Origin of the sequence: Xanthomonas sacchari, from assembly GCF_040529065.1 — a bacterium.
GTDB lineage: Bacteria > Pseudomonadota > Gammaproteobacteria > Xanthomonadales > Xanthomonadaceae > Xanthomonas_A > Xanthomonas_A sacchari.
This window is the reverse complement of sequence record NZ_CP132343.1, coordinates 434,429-456,090: the sequence shown is the minus strand read 5'-3', so window position 1 is coordinate 456,090 and position 21,662 is coordinate 434,429. Positions and strand designations below refer to the sequence as shown.

20 protein-coding genes, 1 tRNA gene and 1 riboswitch are annotated in these 21,662 nt (G+C 69.9%); of the genes, 6 read left to right on the top strand and 15 right to left on the bottom strand.

Annotated elements, in window-relative coordinates:
• Positions 1 to 254: 254 nt before the first annotated feature.
• Complete coding sequence (locus RAB71_RS01895; protein ID WP_010341027.1) at positions 255 to 1,547, bottom strand: tryptophan--tRNA ligase; 1,293 nt, start codon at positions 1,545 to 1,547, stop codon at positions 255 to 257.
• A gap of 108 nt (positions 1,548 to 1,655) precedes the next feature.
• Here RAB71_RS01895 and RAB71_RS01890 point away from each other — a divergent pair, with 108 nt between their 5' ends.
• A complete protein-coding gene (locus RAB71_RS01890) occupies positions 1,656 to 2,576 on the top strand; it encodes a hypothetical protein (RefSeq protein WP_050946534.1) in 921 nt (306 codons plus the stop codon).
• 68 nt (positions 2,577 to 2,644) lie between these two features.
• Here RAB71_RS01890 and RAB71_RS01885 read toward each other — a convergent pair whose 3' ends face one another.
• The 4 genes from RAB71_RS01885 to rocF all read right to left on the bottom strand — a co-directional run bounded on the left by RAB71_RS01885 (position 2,645) and on the right by rocF (position 4,451).
• Entirely contained in the window at positions 2,645 to 2,860 is a 216-nt protein-coding gene (locus RAB71_RS01885; protein WP_010341025.1) for a CsbD family protein, read from the bottom strand.
• Between the two features lie 184 nt (positions 2,861 to 3,044).
• Complete coding sequence (locus tag RAB71_RS01880) at positions 3,045 to 3,179, bottom strand: entericidin A/B family lipoprotein (RefSeq protein WP_010341024.1); 135 nt, start codon at positions 3,177 to 3,179, stop codon at positions 3,045 to 3,047.
• Positions 3,180 to 3,232: 53 nt separating this feature from the next.
• Positions 3,233 to 3,385, bottom strand: coding sequence for an entericidin A/B family lipoprotein (locus tag RAB71_RS01875; RefSeq protein ID WP_010341023.1), 153 nt, complete (start codon positions 3,383 to 3,385; stop codon positions 3,233 to 3,235).
• A 142-nt stretch (positions 3,386 to 3,527) separates the two neighbouring features.
• Positions 3,528 to 4,451 carry an arginase gene (gene rocF, locus RAB71_RS01870; protein WP_010341022.1) on the bottom strand — a complete coding sequence of 308 codons (924 nt, stop codon included), beginning with the start codon at positions 4,449 to 4,451 and terminating at the stop codon, positions 3,528 to 3,530.
• A 161-nt stretch (positions 4,452 to 4,612) separates the two neighbouring features.
• Here rocF and RAB71_RS01865 point away from each other — a divergent pair, with 161 nt between their 5' ends.
• On the top strand, positions 4,613 to 4,960 hold the full coding sequence (locus RAB71_RS01865) for a hypothetical protein (protein WP_234006639.1): 348 nt from the start codon (positions 4,613 to 4,615) through the stop codon (positions 4,958 to 4,960).
• A gap of 223 nt (positions 4,961 to 5,183) precedes the next feature.
• Here RAB71_RS01865 and RAB71_RS01860 read toward each other — a convergent pair.
• The 4 genes from RAB71_RS01860 to birA all read right to left on the bottom strand — a co-directional run bounded on the left by RAB71_RS01860 (position 5,184) and on the right by birA (position 8,028).
• Positions 5,184 to 5,259, bottom strand: a tRNA-Thr gene (locus RAB71_RS01860).
• A 102-nt stretch (positions 5,260 to 5,361) separates the two neighbouring features.
• On the bottom strand, positions 5,362 to 6,198 hold the full coding sequence (locus RAB71_RS01855; RefSeq protein WP_167397478.1) for an SPOR domain-containing protein: 837 nt from the start codon (positions 6,196 to 6,198) through the stop codon (positions 5,362 to 5,364).
• A 130-nt stretch (positions 6,199 to 6,328) separates the two neighbouring features.
• Positions 6,329 to 7,066: a type III pantothenate kinase gene (locus RAB71_RS01850; protein ID WP_010341017.1), complete on the bottom strand. Its 738-nt coding sequence runs from the start codon at positions 7,064 to 7,066 to the stop codon at positions 6,329 to 6,331.
• Entirely contained in the window at positions 7,063 to 8,028 is a 966-nt protein-coding gene (gene birA / locus RAB71_RS01845; RefSeq protein ID WP_041500684.1) for a bifunctional biotin--[acetyl-CoA-carboxylase] ligase/biotin operon repressor BirA, read from the bottom strand. The genes RAB71_RS01850 and birA overlap by 4 nt, the downstream gene beginning before the upstream one ends.
• Positions 8,029 to 8,183: 155 nt before the next feature.
• Between birA and RAB71_RS01840 the strand changes: the two genes are divergently transcribed.
• Both RAB71_RS01840 and RAB71_RS01835 read left to right on the top strand, forming a co-directional pair.
• Positions 8,184 to 8,465 (top strand): hypothetical protein, encoded by a 282-nt coding sequence (locus RAB71_RS01840; RefSeq protein WP_029561834.1) that lies wholly within the window; start codon positions 8,184 to 8,186, stop codon positions 8,463 to 8,465.
• The gene (locus RAB71_RS01835) at positions 8,432 to 9,220 is read left to right on the top strand and encodes a zinc-dependent peptidase (protein ID WP_010341012.1); all 789 of its coding nucleotides are present in this window, start codon (positions 8,432 to 8,434) and stop codon (positions 9,218 to 9,220) included. Before RAB71_RS01840 ends, RAB71_RS01835 begins: the two co-directional genes overlap by 34 nt.
• 181 nt (positions 9,221 to 9,401) lie before the next feature.
• On the opposite strand, the gene RAB71_RS01830 is transcribed toward RAB71_RS01835, so the two are convergent.
• From RAB71_RS01830 to dusA, 6 genes are all read right to left on the bottom strand, one after another.
• Positions 9,402 to 10,592: a DUF1501 domain-containing protein gene (locus RAB71_RS01830; RefSeq protein ID WP_010341011.1), complete on the bottom strand. Its 1,191-nt coding sequence runs from the start codon at positions 10,590 to 10,592 to the stop codon at positions 9,402 to 9,404.
• 29 nt (positions 10,593 to 10,621) lie between these two features.
• Entirely contained in the window at positions 10,622 to 12,205 is a 1,584-nt protein-coding gene (locus RAB71_RS01825) for a DUF1800 domain-containing protein (protein WP_050946533.1), read from the bottom strand.
• 210 nt (positions 12,206 to 12,415) lie between these two features.
• Entirely contained in the window at positions 12,416 to 13,786 is a 1,371-nt protein-coding gene (locus RAB71_RS01820; RefSeq protein ID WP_029561833.1) for a sensor histidine kinase, read from the bottom strand.
• Between the two features lie 82 nt (positions 13,787 to 13,868).
• Entirely contained in the window at positions 13,869 to 14,552 is a 684-nt protein-coding gene (locus tag RAB71_RS01815) for a response regulator transcription factor (protein ID WP_003469280.1), read from the bottom strand.
• Between the two features lie 72 nt (positions 14,553 to 14,624).
• Positions 14,625 to 15,008, bottom strand: coding sequence for a hypothetical protein (locus RAB71_RS01810; RefSeq protein ID WP_039726258.1), 384 nt, complete (start codon positions 15,006 to 15,008; stop codon positions 14,625 to 14,627).
• Between the two features lie 413 nt (positions 15,009 to 15,421).
• Entirely contained in the window at positions 15,422 to 16,441 is a 1,020-nt protein-coding gene (gene dusA / locus RAB71_RS01805) for a tRNA dihydrouridine(20/20a) synthase DusA (protein ID WP_010341007.1), read from the bottom strand.
• 146 nt (positions 16,442 to 16,587) lie between these two features.
• Positions 16,588 to 16,841, top strand: a riboswitch (cobalamin riboswitch).
• 210 nt (positions 16,842 to 17,051) lie between these two features.
• Between dusA and metE the strand changes: the two genes are divergently transcribed.
• Both metE and RAB71_RS01795 read left to right on the top strand, forming a co-directional pair.
• Positions 17,052 to 19,343 (top strand): 5-methyltetrahydropteroyltriglutamate--homocysteine S-methyltransferase, encoded by a 2,292-nt coding sequence (metE, locus tag RAB71_RS01800; RefSeq protein WP_010341006.1) that lies wholly within the window; start codon positions 17,052 to 17,054, stop codon positions 19,341 to 19,343.
• 238 nt (positions 19,344 to 19,581) lie between these two features.
• Positions 19,582 to 21,579 (top strand): choice-of-anchor X domain-containing protein, encoded by a 1,998-nt coding sequence (locus RAB71_RS01795; protein WP_010341005.1) that lies wholly within the window; start codon positions 19,582 to 19,584, stop codon positions 21,577 to 21,579.
• The last annotated feature ends 83 nt before the right edge of the window (positions 21,580 to 21,662 follow it).

The window sequence follows — 21,662 nt, the reverse complement described above, 5'->3', positions numbered from 1 at the left end:
AACCGCCCTGACGACCGCCGGCGCCCAGTGTGGGAGGGACTTCAGTCCCGACTGCATGCGGCCGGCAAACACACGCGCTGCGGATGTCGCGATGGAACGCGTCGTTTGTCTGTAGGAGACGACTGTCATGCAGCCACGACAAGCGAAGCCGAACACCGCCCGACACCCTCCGTCGTCGGGACTGAAGTCCCTCCCACAGTGCAGTCCTTCGACAAGGCTAGTGCCGCTTCTAAGACGGACCGCCGTGCGAGCGCTCAGCCCGCCTCGCGCAACCGCGCCAGCGCCGCCAGCACCGTCTCGGCCGGCGCCTCCAGCGTCACCGGCGCGGCCTGCAGCGTATCCGCCTGCGCGGCCTGCTTGAGCGCGGCGATGGTCTGCCCGGCATCGCGCGGCGAGGCGAAACCGCCGCTCTGCAACAGCAGCACGCCCTCGCCATCGAGCAGCTTGAAGTAGAACTGGCCATCGGCCTCGCGGTACTGCTTGAAGCTCGGCAGCGCCTGCTTGGCCGTCGCCGTTGCGGCGCCATTGCCGGCCTGCGCCGACAGGTCGCGCAGGCCCACCGCGTGCCGCAGCTCGGCCAGGAACGGGATCGCATAGCGCTCGCGCAGGCGCTGCGCGTTGTCGCGCAGGATCGCCTCGATATCCTGCGGGCGCGCCATCAGCGCCTCGTAGCGCACGCGCATCGGTGCGATCTCGGCATCGATGCGCTCGAACAGCTGCTGCTTGGCCTCGCCCCAGCCGATGCCGGCGGCGAACGCCTGCGCGAACGCGGCGGTCTCCTCGGCGCTGGCGAAGGCCTGGTACAACTGGAACAGCGCCGAGCCCTCGGTGTCCTTCGGCTCGCCGGGTGCGCGCGAATCGGTGACGATGGCGAACACCCGCTTCTTCAGCTCCTCGCGCGGGGCGAACAGCGGAATGGTGTTGTCGTAGCTCTTGCTCATCTTGCGCCCGTCCAGCCCGGGCAGCGTCGCCACCTGCTCGTCGATCAGCGCGTCGGGCAGCACGAAGTGCTCGCGGCCGTAGACGTGGTTGAAGCGCTGCGCGAAATCGCGCGCCATCTCGATGTGCTGGATCTGATCGCGGCCCACAGGCACCTGTTGCGCCTTGAACAGCAGGATATCGGCGGCCATCAGCACCGGATACATGAACAATCCTGCGGTGACGCCGGCATCGTCGTCCTCGCCGTCGGCGCGGTTCTTGTCCACCGCCGCCTTGTAGGCGTGCGCGCGGTTGAGGATGCCCTTGCCGGCGACGCAGGTCAGGAACCAGGTCAGCTCGTTGGTCTCCGGCACGTCCGACTGGCGGTAGAACCACACCTGCGCCGGATCCAGTCCCGCGGCCAGCCAGGTCGCCGCGATCTCCAGGGTCGAGCGCTGGGTCCGCGCCGGGTCCTGCGCCTTGATCAGGCTGTGCAGGTCGGCCAGGAAGAAGAAACTCTCGATGCCGGGACGCCGGCTGGCCTGCAGCGCGGGACGGATGGCGCCGACGTAGTTGCCCAGGTGCGGCGTGCCGGAGGTGGTGATGCCGGTGAGAACGCGGGTGGTCATGCGAAATGGACGGTCAGGGGGAAACCCGGCGAGTTTACCCGCTGCGCGCCAACCCCGTTCCGGCGCATGGGGCGTTCAATCCGGCGTCCCCGTCCTGGAGTCGCCGCGATGCATGCTCTTGCTCCGTCCCTGCCCCGCCGTTCCCTCGCCGTCCTAACCTTCGCCGTGGTGTGCATCGGCGGGCTGTGCGGCTTCCGTCCATGGCCGTCGCCACCGGCCTCGGCGCCGGCGGTGCAGTTGCAGGTGATCGATCGCGATGCCGGCGACGATCCGCTGCCCGCGCATGCCTGGCGCGGCGAGCGCTGGATCGCCGCCACGCCCGGCCACCGCTACGCGCTACGCCTGACCAACCTGACCGGCGCGCGGGTGCTGGTGGTGCTGTCGGTGGACGGGGTCAATGCGGTGAGTGGCCAGACCGCGGCCAGCGACCAGCGCGGCTATGTGCTGGCGCCGTGGCAACAAACCGAGATCGCCGGTTGGCGCAAATCGTCCGAGGACGTGGCGCAGTTCGTGTTCACCGACCTGGAGGACAGCTATGCGGCACGCACCGGACGCCCGCGCAACGTCGGCGTGATCGGCATGGCGGTGTTCGACGAAGCGCGCGCATGGCCCGATGGTGTCGTGCGCGACGCGGACAGCGACGCAGAGCGTGCAGCCGAGACGCCAGCGCGCGCAAGCGCAACGCCTGCGCCGGCAGCGGCTGCGGACATCCCGCAACGCAGTGCCGCCGCACCGCTCGCGGCGGCGCCGTCGGCCGATGCACGGGCATATGCACACGAGGGCGACGCCGCCGAACGCGTGCAACAACGCCTGGGCACCGGCCACGGCGCTCGCGAATGGTCGCCCTCGCGCGTCACCGACTTCCAGCGCGCTAGCGACGTGCCGATGCAACGGACCGCGTTGCGCTACGACAGCCGTGCGCGGCTAATCGCACGCGGCGTGCTGCCGCGCACCCTGCCACCGCCGCGCGTGGCGATCGCGCCGGATGCGTTTCCCGGCGACTACGTGCCGGATCCGCCGACGCGCTGATCGGCAGGGACACAAAAGACACGGGCCGCGATGCGGCCCGTGTCGACGACGCTGGGGCGGCGCACGCCTCAGTCGTGGTATTCCTTGCCCAGGCTGTCGCGGAAGGCATGCACTTCCTTTTCGGCGCGATCGCGCGCCCAGCCGTAGCGCTCCTGCAGCTTGCCGGCCAGGTACTGGGTATTGCCTTCGGCGACGTCGAAATCGTCGTCGGTCAAGTCGCCCCACTGCGCCTTGATCTTGCCCTTGAGCTGGGTCCACTTGCCGGCAATGATGTCTTTGTTCATGGCATCTCTCGTGATGTGTAGGCGGCACTGCATGCCGCCGGCACAGCATCGCGCCGCCTGCGTCGCGGACCGATCAATGCAGCGTCAGCGCGGCATGAGCATCGTGAACCGTTACGCATGGCCGGCAGCCGCGCAAAAAAAACGGGCCGGCAAGCCGACCCGTTTTTCGCAGCTGAGACGAGGCTCAGTTCTTGGCGGCGTCTTCGACCTTCTCGCCCGCCTTCTGCACGTCCTTGCCGGCACCGGCAACGGTGTTGCAGCCGGACAGCAGGCCCACCGAGAACATCGCCAGCAGCATCCACGCAAACGTACGCTTCATAGGTTTCACTCCTTTACTTGGTCATGGGACGCGGCACGCAGGCCGCGCGAAACTCAGCACTTGCCAGCGCTGCAATCCTGCGCCTTGTCTTCCACCTTCTCGCCCGCCTTCTGCATGTCCTTGCCGGCGCCGGCGACGGTGTTGCAGCCGGTCAGCACGCCAGCGCAGAACAGGGTCAGCATCAACAGGGTGGTCAGTCGCTTCATCGTGTCGTCCTCGGCAATCGCAGGTGGTCGGGGTGGGCGGCGATAGGCGTCGCCGCACTACCGTCTGGCGGTGAATCTGCCGTCACGACTGTGGATTTCACGTGAATGAACCGGCGACCCATTCAGGCTGAGCCCGCACCGATCAGTCGCGCATCAGCGTCGATTTGCCGAACAGGCTCTCCACCAGGTCCACCGCCAGTTCCGCGGTCAGGTTGCGGTGGTCCAGCACCGGATTGAGCTCCACGATGTCCAGCGAGGCCATGCGCCCGCTGTCGGCGATCATCTCCATCACCAGCTGCGCCTCGCGATAGTTGGGGCCGCCCGGCACCGTGGTGCCGACGCCCGGGGCGATGCTGGGGTCGAGGAAATCCACGTCGAAACTGACGTGCAGGTGGGTGTCGGCGTCGAGCCCGTCCAGCGCCGCCTCCATGGTCCGTTTCATGCCCATCTCGTCGATGTAGCGCATGTCGTACACGTCGACGCGGTGCTGCTTGATCAACCGCTTCTCCTCGGGATCGACCGAGCGGATGCCGATCTGCCGCACCTGCTCCGGGCGCAGCGCCGGCGCACTGCCGCCGAGTTCGGTCAGCGCCTGCGGGCCAAGCCCGCACAGGCAGGCCACCGGCATGCCGTGCACATTGCCCGACGGCGTGACCTCGCTGGTGTTGAAGTCCGAGTGCGCGTCCAGCCACAGCACGCGCAGCTTGCGGCCCTGCTCGCGGCAATGCCGCGCCACCGCGGTGATCGAGCCGATGCCCAGGCAATGGTCGCCGCCAAGCACGATCGGCATGCGGCCATCGCGCAATTCCGCATAGCTGGCCTCCATGAGCGCGCGGTTCCAGGCCACCACCTCATCCAGATGGCGGTAACCGCCGACCGGCGCCTGCCAGGGATTGCGCGGGCCGTCGATGTTGCCGACGTCGCGCACCTCCACGCCGCGATTGGCCAACGCCTCGTGCAGGCCGGCGATGCGCAGCGCCTCCGGCCCCATCCGCGCACCGCGATGGCCGGCCCCGATGTCGGTGGGAACGCCGATCAGGGACACCGGCAGAAAAGACGACTTCATGCGCATACGCTCCAGCCAAAAAAGTGGCCCAGTCTAGCGGGACCGGCATGGCACGACCCGCCGCGGCGCAGCAGGCGGAGGCGTGCGGTTGGACGTCGATCGCAGTGCCTGACTAAGCTGCTCCGCCGTTTCTGGAGATCGCCTTGGAAAAGCCCTTGATCGTGACCCTGGAAGCCGCATTCGCCGGGTTGACGTTCCTTCCCTGGTTCGCGTGGGCGCACAGCAGCCTCAACCCCAAGCTGATCCTGCATGCGGACCGCGTGGAATATCGGGTGCTGCGCACGCGCACCTGCCCGTACCGCGGGATCGCCAACGTGGACTATCGAACAGCGTGGGGAACCGAGAACATCGTGCTGGAATTCCACGGCGCGAAGACGACCTTCATCGCCAATACCGGCCTGCTGCGGCGGACAAGGGAGGCCATCGCGATGTTGAAGCAACAGGGTTGTCCGCTTTCCATGCGCGCGCAGACCATGCTGATGTCACAAAGCGCAGCGGTGCGGCAGTAGCACGCACCGCGACTGCGCAGCGCTGCAGACGAGATTTGGTGGCAGGCTGTTGCGTCGTGCTCGCACCCCGCGTCCGTGCCATCCACCACAGCGTCCACGCAGCGCGGGGTCGCGCGCTGCTTGGAGGAATGTTCTGGAGGACACGCGACGGAGAGCAAAAAGCTGCCGTTCCAGCGGATCGACGATGCGCCGCGGATCTGCGCGATGCAGAAGAGAGGAGGGATGGTGCCGCTTATCCGAATCGAACGGATGACCTACTGTTTACAAGACAGTTGCTCTACCGACTGAGCTAAAGCGGCAAGACGAAAGACGCCCATGAGCGGGGCCGGGGCAGTCTACCTGCTGGCGCGGGCCGCGGCACGCTCGACGGCGCGGCGCCGAACACCGGCAGGCGCGGCATTCTAGCGCAGCGTGGCGCAGTCCACGCTGCGCTGGCGCGCGGCGCCGAGCTGGCGGCGCAGGGTCGCCGCCTGCGCCGCGGAGTCGGCGCGCAGGTCCAGCCACCAGCGCGACTGGCCGCTGCCGCCGCTGGGGATCAGGTCGGCGTTGAAGCCGGCACGGGCCAGTTCCGCGCGGCGGCGCTCGGCGCCTTCGCGGCTGCGGTACTGGCCCAGGGCGATGGCATTGCCGGTCTCGCCCTGGCGCAAGGGGTAATAGTCGCGGATGCCGGCAGCGACGATGCGCTCGGTGGCCTGCCTGAGGCCATCCTCGCCCCCGATGGTCGGCAGGATCACGCGGAAGCTGGTGGCATCGCTGTCGGCCGCCTCGCGCAGGCGCGGACGCGGCGCGCCCGGGGCCAGCGCGGCGACGGCCGCCTGGGCGGCATCGCGATCCGGGTACGGCCCCACGCTCAGGCACACCGCCGCGTCGGCGGCGGGCTTCGCCGCAGGCTCGACCAGGCTCTGGGTCGGAGCGGGCGCAGGGGCGGCAGCGGGTGGCGCGGGCGCGGTGTCCTGTGCCGCGGTCGTGGGAGCCGCCGGTGCGTCAGCCTGTGCCGGAACCGATCCAATCGCATCGGCGGCGACGGCGGTGTCGGCCGGCGCGGCGACAGGCGCGACGGCCGGCGGAGTGGGCGCAGCGGCCGGTGCCGGCGCCTCGTTGACCAGTTGCAGCGTCGCCACCCCGGCCGGCACGGCCGGCATCGGCACCGACGGCGGGGTCGGCGGCTGCATCGCCCACCACACTGCGACGCCGAGGTTGAGGATGGTCAGGACGACGAGCAGGGCGCGAACGAGCATGGCCGGATTCTAGAGCGTGCGATGCAGCTTGGGAGAGACAGTGAGGTCTGGGTGGGAGATGGCTGCCTCGGCGCAACCTCCGCCTCCGCCACGCCGCACCGCAGTGCGGCGGTCGCCAGCGCCGGCCTGCTCAGGCGGCACCGGCCGCTGCATGCGCCTGCGCCCACAGCGCCAGCCCATCCAGGACCAGCGCCGGGCGCTGCTCGGCTGGCGGCAACGCATGCAACAGCGGTGGCACGCCGCCGCCATGCAACAACAGCCGCGGCCGTCGCCCCAGCAAGGCCTCGCCCTGCTGCAGGCTACGTTCGATCAGCGCCACCGCGGCGCCGTCGCAGCCGGAGGCCAGGGCGTCGGCGGTGTCGGCGGCGAACTCGTGGTAATCGCCGCCCTCGGCCGGCAGCTGCGCCGCCTTCTGCTGCAGGGCCTGGCGCATCACTGTGGGCGACGGCGCGATGCGGCCGCCGTGATGCAGGCCGTCGCGATCGAGCAGGTCCACGGTCAGCGCCGTTCCCACCCCCACCACCAGCACGTCGCCGCCGCCATGCGCGGCGATCAGGGCCAGGAACCGGTCCACGCCGAACGCCTGCGGCCGCGCATAGGCGATGCGGACCCCGGCGCAGACGGCCTCGGTCCGCGCTACCTGCACCTGCGCGAAGCGACTGCGCAGCGTCTCCAGCACGGTCGCGGTCAGGGTCGGCGCGGCGACGCTGGCGACATAGGCGATGTCGCCCTGCGGCAGGGCCGCCACCGCCGCCGCGTCCATGGCTTCGGCCCCATGCGGCCAGGCCTGCACCGTGCCCGCCTGGCCGTTCTGCAGCGCGGCGAACTTGAAGCGCGAGTTGCCCAGGTCGAACAGCCAGTCGCTCATGCCGCCCTCACGCTGACATCGCCCGCATGCACCGGCTGCTCGCCGTCGGCGAAGGCCACGCGCAGCGCGCCATCCTCGGCCAGCCCCAGCGCCAGGCCTTCGCGCACCTGGCCGCCATCGTCGATGCGCACGGCGCGTCCGGCCAGCAGATCCAGCGCGGCGTAGCGCGGCAGGAACGGCGCCAGGCCTTCGGCGTCGAACAGCGCCAGCGCCGGCAGCAACTGCGACAGCACCGTCGCGGCGATCGCGTTGCGCGACACGGCGCCATCGGCGAGCCGGGTCAGGTCGGTCCACGGCTGGTCGATGTCCGCGGCAGTGGCCGCCGGCATCGCCACGTTCAAGCCCAGGCCGATCACCGCCCGCGCCGGCCCGGCGAACTCGCCGCCGCCTTCCACCAGCAGGCCGCCCAGCTTGCGCCCGTCGGCCAGCAGGTCGTTCGGCCACTTCAACCCGACCGTGGCGAAGCCGGCCGAACGCAGGGCTTCGGCCACGGCCACGCCGGCCGCCAGGCTCAGGCCGCCCAGCCGGCCCAGCCCGCCCTGGAAGCTGCGCGCCACCGACAGGTACAGATGCGCGGCCAGCGGCGAGGCCCAGACCCGGCCACGGCGGCCGCGCCCGCCGGTCTGGCGCTCGGCCAGCAGCACCTCGCTGCCCTGCGCCGGCGCCGGCCGCTGCAGCAATGAGGTATTGCTGGAGACCAGGCTCCAGGCGATCTCCAGGCCGGCCAGTTCGGTGCGCGCCGGCGCAGTCAGCCCAGCCCGGATCGCTGCGGCGTCGAGCAGTTCCAGCGGCCGCGCCAGCCCATAGCCCTCGCCGGCCCGGCCCTCGATCTCCACCCCGGCCGCGCGCAGCGCCTGAATGCGCTTCCACACCGCCGCCCGGGTCAGCCCACAGGCGCGCGCCAGGGCATCGCCGGACAGGGGGCCCTTGCTGAGCCTGGCCAACAGTTCGCGCTCGTCCAACGCCGGTTCCATCGCCTCGTTTCGCCCCCGGGCGCGCCGTTGCGCGACCTCGTAAACCGAAAAGTATGCGGCAACGTCCCCCGGGCGCCCAGGGCCGGGGCCCTGCAGCGGGTGAAAACCGCGTTAGAATCGGGATTCACCGCCGCTCGCCCTGGATGCCGACGATGCGCCGTTCCCTGCCCTGCCTGCTCCTGTTGCTGCTGCCCCTCGCTGCCGCCCACGCGTCGAATGTGCTGGCGGAGAAGCCGCACACCGACTGCACCTACGGCGACGCGGCCGATGCCGACAACACCCCGACGCGTCCGCCGGCAACGCTGCATGCGCCCTCCTCCACCAAGCCGGCCTCGACCACCACGGGCGGCGGCAGCGACAGCGACCTGGTGCCGCGCATGCGCATGCCCAAGTGGCACAGCTTCCTGCCGGGGATGTTCCGCTGATCCCAAGCTGGCTGCGCGGGCTGTGGTCCAAGCCTGCTGCCATCGATGACGCCACCTGGCAGGCCGTGCGCCGCGACTGCGCCTGGGTTGCCGCCCTGGATGCGCCGCGCGAACAGCGCCTGCGGGCGCTGGCCAGCGAATTCCTGCACCGCAAGACCATCTCGCCGCTGGGCGGTCTGCAGCTGGACGCCCGCCAGTGCGGCCTGCTTGCCGCATTGTGCTGCCTGCCGCTGCTGGAGTACGGCGTCGACGGCATGCGCGGCTGGTCGCAGCTGCTGGTCTACCCGGACGCATTCCGCGTGCAGCGCAGCCATGTCGACGCGGCAGGCGTGCTGCACGAGTGGGAAGACGAACTGATCGGCGAGTCCTGGGACAGCGGCCCGTTGATCCTGTCCTGGGCCGACGTGCAGGCCGACCTGGACGACCCGCGTGCCGGCTATTGCGTGGCGGTGCACGAGATGGCGCACAAGCTCGACGTGCTCGACGGCGTTCTGGACGGCACGCCGCTGCTGCCGCGCACGTGGCAGCGGCAATGGGCCGACGATTTCCAGCGCAGCTACGACGCCTTCTGCGCGCGCGTGGACCGCGGCCGCGCCAGCGAGATCGACGCCTACGCCGCCGAAGCGCCGGAAGAATTCTTCGCGGTCGTCAGCGAATATCACTTTTCCGCGCCAGAGCGGCTGCAACGCGAAATGCCGGAAGTGGCGGCGCATCTGGCGCGGTTCTACGGGCCGTCGCCGTTCGCTGTGGACTGAGCGGCCATCGCGTCTTGAGGCATCGCTTCAAGACGTCGCCGCGATGAACGCGACAAAGCATGCGTTACGGGGAGTCGAGCGCGTCACGCGTCGGGACTGAAGTCCCTCCCACAGTGCACCCGTCGCGGCTGAAGCCGCTCCTACAGGACGTTTCCCGAATCCCTCCATCGCGGGAAACGCATCACACCAACTTCAAATCCCTCGCATGCGCCTGTGGGAACACTTTCTGCAGTTGTGTCGGCGACAGGCCCCACATGCGACCGAGCAGGCCGGCGAACATGTCGCGGTAGTTGGTCAGCACCGGGTAGTCGCGGTCCTGGAACAGCTTGTCCTTGCTCACCGCCACCTGCTCGCCGGCGATGCGGCCGCCATTGACGCCGCCGCCCAGCACCCAGTACGTGGTGCCGTGGCCGTGGTCGGTGCCCTTGTCGCCGTTCTCGCGGAAGGTGCGGCCGAACTCGGACAGCACCACCACTACCGTATTGCGCCACTCCGGCCCCAGCGTCTCGGCATAGGCCGACAGCCCCTCGGACAGGTTGGCCAGGTTATTGGCCAGCGCGCCGTCGGTGCTGCCCTGGTTGACGTGCGTGTCCCAGCCGCCGACATCGACGAAGCCGAGCCGGTAGCGCTCGCGCATCAGCGTGGCGATGCGGCGGGTTTCGTCGGCGAAGGTCCGCGCGCTGGCGGCGCCGCGGTTGGCCTGCTGCATTTCGTCGCGCAAGGCCTGCGAGACCTGCTGGCGCAGCGCCAGGCCGTCGTGCGCGGCGCTGGCCAACTGCGTGCCGTGGTACATGCCGGCGAGGATGTCGGCCTGGCGCTGGTCGAAGGCCGGGGTCGGATTGCGCTTGAGCGAGAGATTGGGGATGTCGCCGCCGCCCTGGAAGCTCAGCGGCAGCGAATCGGTGAAGGCGATCGACGGCGTGCCGGTGGCCACCTGCGACAGCCGCGCCAGGAAGCCGGTGCGGTAGTCGCTGCGCTGACCGGCCGGCTGCCCGGCCTCGATGCTGTCCTGGGTCTCGAAGTGGCTGCGCGACAGGTCGTCGGTGCCGGCAAAGGGCACGAACGCCAACTGCTTGTCGGTCCACAGCGGCATCAGGGTGTCGCGCAGCCGCGGGTTCAGGCCCCACTGGCTGTCCAGCGCAATGGCGCTGTTGGGATTGGCCGGATCCGGCCTGGCGATCGCCAGGCTCGGCCGCGAGGCGTAGTAGAAGTCGCTGGCGTACGGCACCAGCAGGTTGTTGCTGTCGTAGCCGCCGCGCAGGAACACCACCAACAGGCGCGGCGACGGCGCCGGTGCGGCGAACAGGCGCCCGGCGAACGGCAGGCTGGCCGCAGCGGCGGCGGACGCGAGCAGGAAGCGGCGACGGTGCATGACGGAACTCCGGGCGGCGAAGGCCGCAGTCAGCGGTAATTGAAGTCGGGGGACGCCAGCAGGTAGCCGTTCCACTCCTGCTGCGAGCGCGCCTGCGCCAACGCCTGGCGCGTAGCATCGCTCAGTTGCGGCTCGATCGCGTGGTAGTACAGCGGCGTGCTCAGTTGCGGGAAGCCGCCGCGCTGCTGTCCGTCGACGGTGAACAGCTGGGTGTTGCCGTTGCCGATCGCCCGCGCGATCTCGAAGCGCTGCGCCATCTGTCCGGAGCTGTTCCAGGCACTGGACTGCAGCGACCAGCCATCGGGCGTGATGCGTCCGAAACTCGGCTCGCCCATCTGGTTCAACCAGCCCAGCAGCGGCTGCGGATTGACGATGGTCTGCCCGTCGTAGGCCAGGCGCAGCGCCGAGACCAGGAACCGGTACGGATCCTTGAACTTGTGTGGCGCGCCGGCGGCCATCTCCGGCGCGGTGAACATCACCTGCAGCACCGCGGCGATGTCGCCATCGCTGCGCTGGAAGGTGCGCGCCATCTTCTCCACCAGCGCCGGCGGCGGATCGTCGGCGACGAAGTACTCGGCCAACTGCCGCGAGATGAAGTGCGCGCATGCCGGCTGGCGCACGATCAGTTGCACCGCGCGCTCGACCTCGTCGAAGCCGCCGCCGGCGATGCGCTGGCCGAGCAAGGTCTTGTCGCCGGGTTCGTGCCGCGCCGGATTGAATTCGAACGCGCCGCGGCGCACATACTGCGCCTGCAGCGCCGGCGGCAGCTTCGGCGGACCGTCGCGGTCGACCGGGGCGATGCCGACGCCGGTCAGGATCAGCGCCAGTTGCTGCACGTCCTTCTGCGTGTAGCCGGCATCCACGCCGAGGGTATGCAACTCCATCAACTCGCGCGCGTAGTTCTCGTTGACCTTGCCCTTGGCGTTCTGCGCGTTGTCCAGGTACTCCAGCATCGCCGGACTCTCCAGCGTCGCCATCACCAGGTCGGAGAACTTGCCCAGCGCATGCGGACGGATCGCGTTGTCGGCGTAGTCGGCCACGGTCCAGTGCAGGCGGCCCTTGTCGGCGAACACGCTGAAATGGTTGAGCCAGAACCACACCATCTGCTCGCGCAACTGGTCGGGCGCATAGATCGCGCGCAGCAATTGCGCCTGGCGTGCCTGGTTCAACAGCAGATCGCCGCGCTGCTGCGCGGCCTTCTTCGCCGCGACCTTGGCATCCCCGTCGGGCATCGCCTTGATCGCCTGCTGCGCGGCGGCCTGCTGCTTGAGCAGTTCCTGCACCGGCGTGTGCAATGCCGCGTAGCCGTCCAGTTGCGCGCGCACCGGCGCCGGCAGCGCGGCATCGCCGGCGTCGGCCTGCAGTTGCTCGCGCAGGAAGCGCTTGCGGCCATCGCGCTCGAACTGGGCCACGCTGGCGCTGTCCAGACCGATGGTCATCGACTGCAGCCAGCGCGCGTCGTCGCGCTTGATCACCTTGTCGGTGGCGGCGATGGCGGCCACGGTGAACAGCACCAGCAGCGCGGACAACAGCAGGCGCTGGGTGTGGCGCAACACACGCCGGCCGCGCACGCGCAGACGCGTTGCTGCAGGACGATGCCGGGGTTCGGACATGCGGGGCTCCTGGACGAAAAGCGGCGTGAAGACCGGCGCAGTATCGCCAGCTGGGCGTCGGTCGCGTTAAGCCACTGTCGGAAACCTCCCGGTCATTTGCACGGGATTCACCTGCTGCTGCGGTGCAGCGCTGCCGCCTGCGTCGACCGCTGTGTCGGCCCTGTCGAACCGTGGGATACCGGTCTCAACCGGCCGGACCTGTTCCTGCGCCTACAGCCCCGGCGGCAGGGTGACGAGGAAGCGCGCCCCGCCCAGTTCCTCGGAGCGGCTGACCTGCAGTTCGCCGCGGTAGCCCTTGACCAAGTCCTGCACGATCGCCAGGCCGATGCCGTGGCCGTGCACGCGCTCGTCGCCGCGCACGCCGCGCTGCAGGATGTGCGCCACTTCCTCTGGGGCGATGCCGGGGCCGTCGTCCTCCACGGCGATGATCAGGCCGGCGCGGCGGCTGCCGGCGGCCGGCTCCGGACGCACACTCAGCAGCACCCGCCGGCGCGCCCACTTGAACGCATTCTCCAGCAGGTTGCCGAGCAGTTCCTGCAGGTCGCCTGGCTCGCCGTGGAAGCGCGCGCTCGGCTCGATGTCGAACTCGCACAGCACGCCCTTGGCCGCGTACACCTTCTCCAGGCCGCGCACGATCTCCTCGGCGTTGGGCTCGATCGGCAACGGTGCGGCGAACAGCTTGTGGCCGCTGGAGGCGGCGCGCGCGAGTTGGTAGGACACCAGGTTGTTCATGCGCCGCAGTTGCACGTCCAGCTCTTCGCGCAGCTCCGGCCCCTGCGCGCCGCTGTCGAGCTGGGTGCGCAGCACCGCCAGCGGGGTCTTCAGGCTGTGCGCCAGGTCGGCCAGGGTGTTGCGCTGGCGGTCCAGGTTCTCGCGCTCGCTCTCGATGAAGGCGTTGATACTGTCGGTCAGCGGCTCCAGTTCGCGCGGGTGGCGATCGCCCATGCGCATCGCTTCGCCGCGCTGCACCTTGGTCAGTTCGTTGATCACCCGGCGCAGCGGGCGCAGGCTCCATTGCAGGATGAAGGCCTGCAACACCAGCAGGATCAGACCGGCGCCGCCGAGGTTGAACCACACCCGGCCGCGGAACACGCGCAGTTGCGCACCCAGCGCGCGGGTGTCCTCCATGATGTAGATGGTGACCGGGGTTTCCTTGTCACGGCGCACGTAGGCCAGGCCGATGCCGTAGCGGTAGACCTCGCCCTGGCTGCCGTCGATCTGGGTGATCGGCCACGGGCCGTCGAAGGTCTCCTGACGCGGTTCGAGCATGCCGCCCGTGGGCGGCAGCGGACCCTCGCTGGACATCGAGACCCAGCGCTCGTTGGGCAGCACGATCTGTGCGTATAGGCCGCTGCCCGGCCGGTCGAAGTGCGGGTCCGGCGGCGGCTTGTCGTAGTTGATGTACAGCGAGCCGTCGCGGGCCACGTCGACGTTGTTGGCGTAGGCGGTGGCGTAGCTCTTCAGGCGCTCGCGCAGGTTGCTCAGCGCAGTGTCGGCGAACGCCTGGTCCAGCGCGTAACCGGCCGCGGCCAGGAATGCCACCAGGCTGAGGCTGGCGGCGAGCAGTTGCCGCGCCTGCAGCGAACGCGGGCGCCAGCGCTTGTACCACCTGGGTCGTGCCGCCACGCGGTCGCTTCCTCGGTGTGCTCGCCGGCGCCTGCAATCAGCCTTCGGTGCGCGGAATCGCGAACCGGTAGCCGCGGCCGCGCACGGTCTCGATCGGCTTCAACTCGCCGTCCGGGTCCAGCTTCTTGCGCAGGCGGCCGATGAAGACTTCCAGCACGTTGGAGTCGCGGTCGAAATCCTGCTGGTAGATGTGCTCGGTCAGGTCGGCCTTGGAGACCAGCTCGCCGGCATGCATCATCAGGTACTCGAGCACCTTGTACTCGTAGCTGGTCAGGTCGACGTTACTGCCGCTGACGCTGACGGTCTGCGCCGCCAGGTCCAGCGCGACCGGACCGCATTCCAGCGTGGGCTTGCTCCAGCCGGCGGCGCGGCGCAGCAGCGCATTGACGCGCGCCAACAGCTCTTCGACGTGGAACGGCTTGACCAGGTAGTCGTCGGCGCCCTGCTTGAGGCCTTCGACTTTGTCCTGCCAGCTGGAACGCGCCGTGAGGATCAGCACCGGGAATTTCTTGCCTTCGTCGCGCAGCGCCTTGATCAGCTCCATGCCCGACATCTTCGGCAGGCCGAGATCGATGATGCCCACGTCGAAGGGCACTTCGCGGCCCATGTACAGGCCTTCCTCGCCGTCCTGCGCCGCATCCACCGCAAAGCCTTCGCGCTTCAGGCGAGCGGCCAGGGTCTCTCGCAGCGGAGCTTCGTCTTCGACCAGAAGGATACGCATAACTCTCCCTAGTAACTTACAGGTGGCCGGTGGCCGGGGCGGTGTGTGGAACCTGAACCGAACTATCCGGACTCACGGGTGATCGTCGCGTGGTGGCTCAGGAGGCTCGCCCGACCGCGGCGCCCGCGGCGGTGCCGCACGGCCAGGCTGCGGATCGTCCATGTAGCGTACCCGCCCACGGCCATCCATGTACTTGACGCGGTTGATGTCGCGGCCATCGAACGGCACGCGCTCGGCGCCGAGGATCTGCCCGCCGGTGGAACGCTGCACCCGGCGCACCGCGTCGGACAGCGAACTGCCGCCGTAATCCCGGTTGCGCCCCGCATCGCGCTCCGGCGGCGCCATCACCCCCGGCATGGGCGGCTGCTGCGCACGGCCGTGGCCAGCCGCGACCGACGCCAGCGCGAGCGCGAACACAGCGGCGAAGCGGTAGTGGCGGGAAGCGGAAGAAGTCACGACGGGCATCCTAACGGACTGATCGGAAACGTTCAAAACTTGTGAAGCGCGACACCTCGCGGGAACGGCGGCGACCTCGAGAAATCGAGGCAAATTCTTGATTTTTCGGGGTGAATCCGGTCTGAACTTTTCCGGGCGCCACCGGCGACATTCAGTCAAATGAACCTGCCGAAGACCGATGCAAGGGCCGCGCCAGCGGTCCGGAGAGCCCCTCGGCAGGTGCTTCAGGGCGTCTCCCGGCAGGCAGAGACTAGTCGCCAGACCCTGAACAGACTCCCTGAACGAGCAGAGGAAAAGTGGGATCCGGGTCCGTCACCGAGCAGGCCACCATGCCGTCGGACGCCCCTGCACGGAGGCGATGACGGCCCGTCACCACGCAGAGTTGCGGTCCGAATACGATCCCTGAGATCGGATCAGGCCGCGGCGCGCGCCGCCCCGTCGGTGACCGCCAGCGCCTGCTCCAGCAGCGCCCAATCGGCCCCGGGGCGGTGCGCCCCTTCGCTGAGCACCTGGCGGAAGGCACGGCCGCCGGGCTGGCCGTGGAACAGCCCGAGCAAGTGCCGGGTGATGTGCTTGAGCGCCAGGCCTTCCGCCAGGCGTGCCTCGACATAGGGGCGCAGCGCGCGCAGCAACTCGGCGCGCGGGCGCAGTGCGGCGCCGGTCAGGGCCGCGTCCAGCCGGTGCAGGACGTAGGGATCGTGGTAGGCGGCGCGGCCCAGCATCACCCCGTCCACCGCCTGCAACTGCGCCTGCGCCGTCTCCACCGCAGCCAGGCCGCCGTTGAGCACCACCTGCAGCTGCGGCCGCTCGCGCTTGAGCCGGTGCGCCCAGTCGTAGCGCAGCGGCGGCACTTCGCGGTTCTCCTTCGGCGACAGGCCCTGCAGCCAGGCGTTGCGCGCATGCACCACGAACAGTTCGCAGCCGGCCGCGGCGACCTGGTCGACGAAGGCCAGGAACACCGCGTAGTCGTCGTCCTGGTCCACGCCCAGCCGGCATTTCACCGTCACCGGGATGTCGACGGCCTCGACCATGGCGGCCACGCATTCGGCGACCAGCGCCGGCTCGCGCATCAGGCAGGCACCGAAGCGCCCGGCCTGGACCCGGTCGGACGGACAGCCGCAATTGAGGTTGATCTCGTCGTAGCCCCAGTCCTGGCCGATCCGCGCCGCCTGCGCCAGCAGTGCCGGCTCGCTGCCGCCGAGCTGTAAAGCAAGCGGATGCTCGGCCGCATCGAAATCCAGCAGCCGTGCGCGATCGCCCAGCACCACCGCATTGGCGTGCACCATCTCGGTGTACAGCCGCGCCGACGGCGCCAGCAGCCGGTGGAAGACCCGGCAATGGCGGTCGGTCCAGTCCATCATCGGGGCCACGGACAGCCGCAGCGAAGCGGCGTAGCGCGCGGGGAGATCGGCGGAGGGGAGCGGAAGCATCATCGGCACGGCGGACGGGCGCCGCCGGCCGTCGGCCGCAGCGCCAGGTCATTGGCTTAGGGATCAATAGCTTACACGTTCGCGACAAACGCTGCCGGGCCGAGCCCGCAAAACATCACCTGGCCCTTGACCGCCCGCCGCATCCGGCCTATCGTGCGCTCGCCGAAGGTATTCATCGCTTCATTCGGATGAAGGGATGAATTTAAACGGGAATCCGGTGACGGCCGGCGCCGCAAGCGCCTGCCCATTCCGGAGCTGCCCCGCAGCGGTGAATGGAAACGACCTCCGTCAATGGCACTGGGTCGGCGCATGCCGGCCTGGGAAGCGACGGACAGTAGGTGCGCAGCCAACGTGGTGCGCGTGTCCATCAGCCCGAATACCGGCCCCGGCCGGAGGACCGTGCGTCCTCCGATTCGACCTGGCGCCTCCGCGGGGAGGCGGCCGGACCGCGACCCGGCCTTGCGCCGCGCCGCGCCGTCCGCCTGCCCGCGCGGTACCGGTTCGCCCGCGGGGGCGAAGGTCGCTGGCGTGGCGGGCGGTCCGTGCGAACGGGGCGCGCGGCGCGCGGTTCCTTCGTTCCTCAATGCCCTTGAACGCAATGAGGAAACGCAACATGACGATCGTGACCAACCTGGGCTTCCCGCGCATCGGTGCGCGGCGCGAGCTCAAGCAGGCGCTGGAACGCTACTGGCGCCGCGACATCGACGGCGCGCAACTGCAGGACACCGCACGCGAGCTGCGCCTGCGCCACTGGCAACTGCAACGCGAGGCCGGGGTGGACGTGCCGCCCAGCAACGACTTCAGCCTGTACGACGCGATGCTCGACACCGCGTTCCTGTTCGATGCGATCCCGCAACGCTACCGCGCGCTGGCCGATGCCGATCCGCTGGCCGGCTACTTCGCGATGGCGCGCGGCACGCAGGAGCACGACCTGGACCTGCATGCGCTGGAAATGACCAAGTGGTTCGACACCAACTACCACTACCTGGTGCCGGAGCTGGCGCGGCGCCAGCACTTCCGCCTGCGCGGCGACAAGCCGGTGGTGGAGTTCCTGGAAGCCAAGGCGCAGGGCATCCAGACCCGGCCGGTGCTGATCGGGCCGGTGACCTTCCTGGCGCTGTCCAAGACCGTGGACGACAGCGATCGCTGGGCGCTGCTGGACAGCCTGCTGCCGGTGTACGCCGAACTGCTGCAGCGCCTGCATGCAGCCGGTGCCGGCTGGGTGCAACTCGACGAACCGGCGCTGGTACTGGACCTGGACGAGGCCGCACGCGCCGCCTATCGCCGCGCCTATGATGTCCTTTCGCAGGCGCCGCGGCCGAAGCTGCTGCTGACCAGCTACTTCGGCGAACTGGGCGACAACCTGGAACTGGCGATGGCGTTGCCGGTGGACGGCATCCACGTGGACCTGGTGCGTGGCGTGGCGCAACTGGACGCGGTGCTGCAGGCGCTGCCGGCCGGGCGCGTGCTCTCCGCTGGCCTGGTCAACGGCCGCAACGTGTGGCGTACGCCGCTGGACAACGCGCTGACCCTGGCCCGCTACGCCGCCGGCCATGTCGGCCGCGAGCGGCTGTGGCTGGCGCCCTCGTGCTCGCTGCTGCACGTGCCGGTGGATCTGCAGCAGGAGACCAGGCTGGACCGCGAACTGGTCGGCTGGCTGGCCTTCGCCAGGCAGAAGCTGCAGGAACTGCGCACCCTCGCCGATGCGCTGGACGACCAGCCGCAGGCGCAGGCCGCGCTGGATGCGGCGCGCGATGCGCTGGCCAGCCGTCGCGCGTCCACCCGCGTGCACCGCGCCGAGGTGGCGCGGCGGGTGGACGCGCTGACCGACGACGCCGGCCGCCGGCAGTCGCCGTACGCGCAGCGCCAGCAGGCGCAGCAGGCGGCGTTGCGGCTGCCGCTGTATCCGACCACCACCATCGGCTCGTTCCCGCAGACCGAGCAGGTGCGGCAGGCGCGTGCGCAGCACAAGGCCGGCAAGCTCGACGATGCCGCGTACGACGCGTTCCTGGCCGCCGAGACCGAACGCTGCGTGCGTGCGCAGGAGCAACTGGGCCTGGACGTGCTGGTGCACGGCGAGTTCGAGCGCAACGACATGGTCGAATACTTCGGCGAGCAACTGGACGGCTTCGCCTTCACCCGCCACGGCTGGGTGCAGAGCTACGGCTCGCGCTGCGTGAAGCCGCCGATCATCTACGGCGACGTGCAGCGCCCGGCGCCGATGACGCTGCGCTGGACCACCTACGCGCAGTCGCTGACCGAGCGGCCGATGAAGGGCATGCTGACCGGGCCGGTGACGGTGCTGCAGTGGTCGTTCGTGCGCGACGACCAGGAGCGCGCGCAGACCTGCCGGCAGATCGCGCTGGCGCTGCGTGACGAGGTGCGCGACCTGGAGGCGGCCGGCATCGGCGTGATCCAGATCGACGAGCCGGCGATCCGCGAAGGCCTGCCACTGCGTCGCGCCGACTGGCAGGCGTACCTGGACTGGGCGGTGCAGTGCTTCCGCATCGCCGCGGCCGGCGTGCGCGATGCCACGCAGATCCACACCCACATGTGCTACTCGGAGTTCAACGACATCATCGAGGCGGTGGCGGCGATGGACGCGGACGTGATCTCGATCGAGACCTCGCGTTCGCGTATGGAACTGCTCGATGCCTTCGTGCGCTTTCGCTACCCGAACGCGATCGGGCCGGGCGTGTACGACATCCACTCGCCGCGCGTGCCGAGCACGCAGGAGATGGTGGAGCTGCTGGAGAAGGCGCGCGCGGTGCTGGATCCGCAGCAACTGTGGGTCAATCCGGATTGCGGGCTGAAGACCCGCGGCTGGGCGGAAACCCGCAACGCGCTGCAGGCGATGGTGGCGGCGGCGCAGCAGTTGCGCAGCCAGCACGCGCAGGCGGCGTGACCTGGCGATGCCCGGCGCCACGTGCGCCGGGCATCGCGATGGTTGCAGCATGTCCGGCATCCCAGTTCGGCGTGCATTGCTGCATTGCGTCTTTGTCCGGCAATGTGCGCTGGCTATAACCACAGGCGAACGCGTGGCGAGGGGGCGCTGCGTCCTCGCCGACGTGCTGCCGGCGGCGCACTGCGCCGCGGCTCCGGCATGTGCGTCTGCTTCTCAGCACCGCCAGGGAGAGCGCGTCATGCCGAAGCTGTCGAACCTGTCCGCCGTCTGCGTCCTGTGTCTCGTCGTCCCCACCGCCGCACTGCACGCGGCCGAACTGATTCCCAAACAATTGGCCGGACCGCCCGAGGAGTTCGCGCAGATGCGCGCACCCGCCCCGGCGGAAGCGGCGATCCTGTCCAAGAGCGCGTTGCTGCCGGTGGAATTCTCCGCCGCGCGCAGCGGCGGCCCGGCGCAATGGCAGACCACCCTTCCGGTGGAGAACGGCAAGCTGCGCTTCGTGGTGTTGTCTGGCGAGCAAGACTGGCAACCGCGCCTGAGCGCACCGGCTACGGCCAGCGCACGCATGGGCACCGCCGCCGCCACGCCGATGCTCGCGCCCAGCGCCAAGGCCACCCAACTGGGCGCCGGCGGCGCCGCGCTGCCGGCTCGCGAGTACCACGTGGACAGCGCCGCCAACGGCGACTGGACCCTGACCCTGCAGGCCGATGGCAGCAACACGGCGCAGCGCGGCTATGTGCTGATGGAAGGCGACCCGCGCACGCAACTGGCGTCCTATCCCAGCGACCGCGCGCAACTGCAGCGTGGCCAGCGTATCGGCCTGACCGCCCTGCTCGGCGGCATCGATGCGCAGGGCAGCGTGTCGCTGGCGCGCAGCGACGGCAGCGGCCGCATCGACACCGCGCAGCTGCGCGTGATCGCGCCGGACGGCTCCGTCAGCCAGTGGCCGATGGCCGACGACGGCCGCCACGGCGACGGCGCCGCGGACGATGGCGTGTATGCCGGCGACTTCCCGGCGACGGCCACCGGCACCTACATCGCGCAGGTGGTGGTGCACGGCCACGACGCCGGCGGCCAGGCCTTCGTGCGCACCAGCGAGCACGTGCTGCCGGTGCTGGACACCACCTTGCGCATCACCGCCGATGCCGTCGGCGCCAGCGCACAGCCCGGCACCCGGCTGACCCTGCCGATCCCGGTGCGCATCGGCGGCGGCCAGGCGCCGGCGCACTACCGCGTGCTCGGCGAACTGTGGGGCACCGGCCGCGACGGCAGCCCGGTGCCGGTGGCCTGGCTCGGCGGCATGCTGGCGCCGCATGACGGACGCCTGCCGCTGAGCGTGGACGAACGCTGGATCGTCCGCGCCGGCGCGCGCGCGCCGTTCACCCTGCGCAACCTGCGCGTGGAGGATCCGGACAACTTCGTGCCGCTGGCCACGCGCACGACGTTGCCGCTGACCCTGCCGGCACTGCGTCGCAGCAGCGTGGCGCGCAGCACCGTCGCGATCGACGAGAGCATGCGCATGGGCGAGCGCCCGGCGCAGCTGAGCACCGCCGCCACCGACATGCAGGCGCAGGCCACCGGCAAGCGCCTGGTGCTGGTGCACGGCTACTGCTCGGGCGGGGTGTGGCCGGTGGCGCAGTTCACCAATGCCTCCGCGTTCCTGGACGTCAACCAGAACCGCAGCAACGACCAGTTCGCGCAGCGCCTGGCGCAGTTCGGCAGCCAGTGGAACTCGTTCGGCACGGTGGCGCACAGCCAGGGCGGCATGGCGGCGCTGCACCTGTACGTCTACTACTGGAGCGGCCTGGACAACGCCAGCGGCGGGCGGGTGATGCAGTCGGTGGGCACGCCCTACCAGGGCACCAACCTTGCCGGCATCCTGGCCGCGGTGGGTTCGTGGTTCGGCGTGGGCTGCGGTACCAACAACGACCTGACCTACGACGGCGCCAAAGCCTGGCTGGCCGGCATCCCCAACTCGGCGCGGGCGCTGGTGAACTACTACACCACCTCCTTCGCCAAGACCAACTGGTACACCAACGACTATTGCAATGCGGCCTCGGACCTGGTGCTGAGCGACCCGGAGGACGGCACCGTGGAGCAGGTCAACGGCCAGCTGCCCGGCGGCGTCAATCGCGGCCACACCACCGGCGAATGCCACACCACCGGCATGCGCGACCCGGCGCAGTACCTGGACGCCAGCCGCAACGCGACGATGAACGCCAACGCGGCGCGTTGAGGGGCTGAGATCAGGGAGTCGGGATTGGGGATTGGTGAAGCGCTGCCCGGGCATGTCAGCCTGTGCAGCGCCGATCTCTCCCC

Excerpts from the sequence above, each read along its gene's own strand:
- RAB71_RS01895 (WP_010341027.1), bottom strand. The coding sequence starts at position 1,547 with ATGACCACCCGCGTTCTCACCGGCATCACCACCTCCGGCACGCCGCAC.
- RAB71_RS01890 (WP_050946534.1), top strand. The coding sequence starts at position 1,656 with ATGCATGCTCTTGCTCCGTCCCTGCCCCGCCGTTCCCTCGCCGTCCTA.
- RAB71_RS01885 (WP_010341025.1), bottom strand. The coding sequence starts at position 2,860 with ATGAACAAAGACATCATTGCCGGCAAGTGGACCCAGCTCAAGGGCAAG.
- RAB71_RS01880 (WP_010341024.1), bottom strand. The coding sequence starts at position 3,179 with ATGAAGCGTACGTTTGCGTGGATGCTGCTGGCGATGTTCTCGGTGGGC.
- RAB71_RS01875 (WP_010341023.1), bottom strand. The coding sequence starts at position 3,385 with ATGAAGCGACTGACCACCCTGTTGATGCTGACCCTGTTCTGCGCTGGC.
- rocF (WP_010341022.1), bottom strand. The coding sequence starts at position 4,451 with ATGAAGTCGTCTTTTCTGCCGGTGTCCCTGATCGGCGTTCCCACCGAC.
- RAB71_RS01855 (WP_167397478.1), bottom strand. The coding sequence starts at position 6,198 with ATGCTCGTTCGCGCCCTGCTCGTCGTCCTGACCATCCTCAACCTCGGC.
- RAB71_RS01850 (WP_010341017.1), bottom strand. The coding sequence starts at position 7,066 with ATGAGCGACTGGCTGTTCGACCTGGGCAACTCGCGCTTCAAGTTCGCC.
- RAB71_RS01840 (WP_029561834.1), top strand. The coding sequence starts at position 8,184 with ATGCCGACGATGCGCCGTTCCCTGCCCTGCCTGCTCCTGTTGCTGCTG.
- RAB71_RS01830 (WP_010341011.1), bottom strand. The coding sequence starts at position 10,592 with ATGCACCGTCGCCGCTTCCTGCTCGCGTCCGCCGCCGCTGCGGCCAGC.
- RAB71_RS01825 (WP_050946533.1), bottom strand. The coding sequence starts at position 12,205 with ATGTCCGAACCCCGGCATCGTCCTGCAGCAACGCGTCTGCGCGTGCGC.
- RAB71_RS01815 (WP_003469280.1), bottom strand. The coding sequence starts at position 14,552 with ATGCGTATCCTTCTGGTCGAAGACGAAGCTCCGCTGCGAGAGACCCTG.
- dusA (WP_010341007.1), bottom strand. The coding sequence starts at position 16,441 with ATGATGCTTCCGCTCCCCTCCGCCGATCTCCCCGCGCGCTACGCCGCT.
- metE (WP_010341006.1), top strand. The coding sequence starts at position 17,052 with ATGACGATCGTGACCAACCTGGGCTTCCCGCGCATCGGTGCGCGGCGC.
- RAB71_RS01795 (WP_010341005.1), top strand. The coding sequence starts at position 19,582 with ATGCCGAAGCTGTCGAACCTGTCCGCCGTCTGCGTCCTGTGTCTCGTC.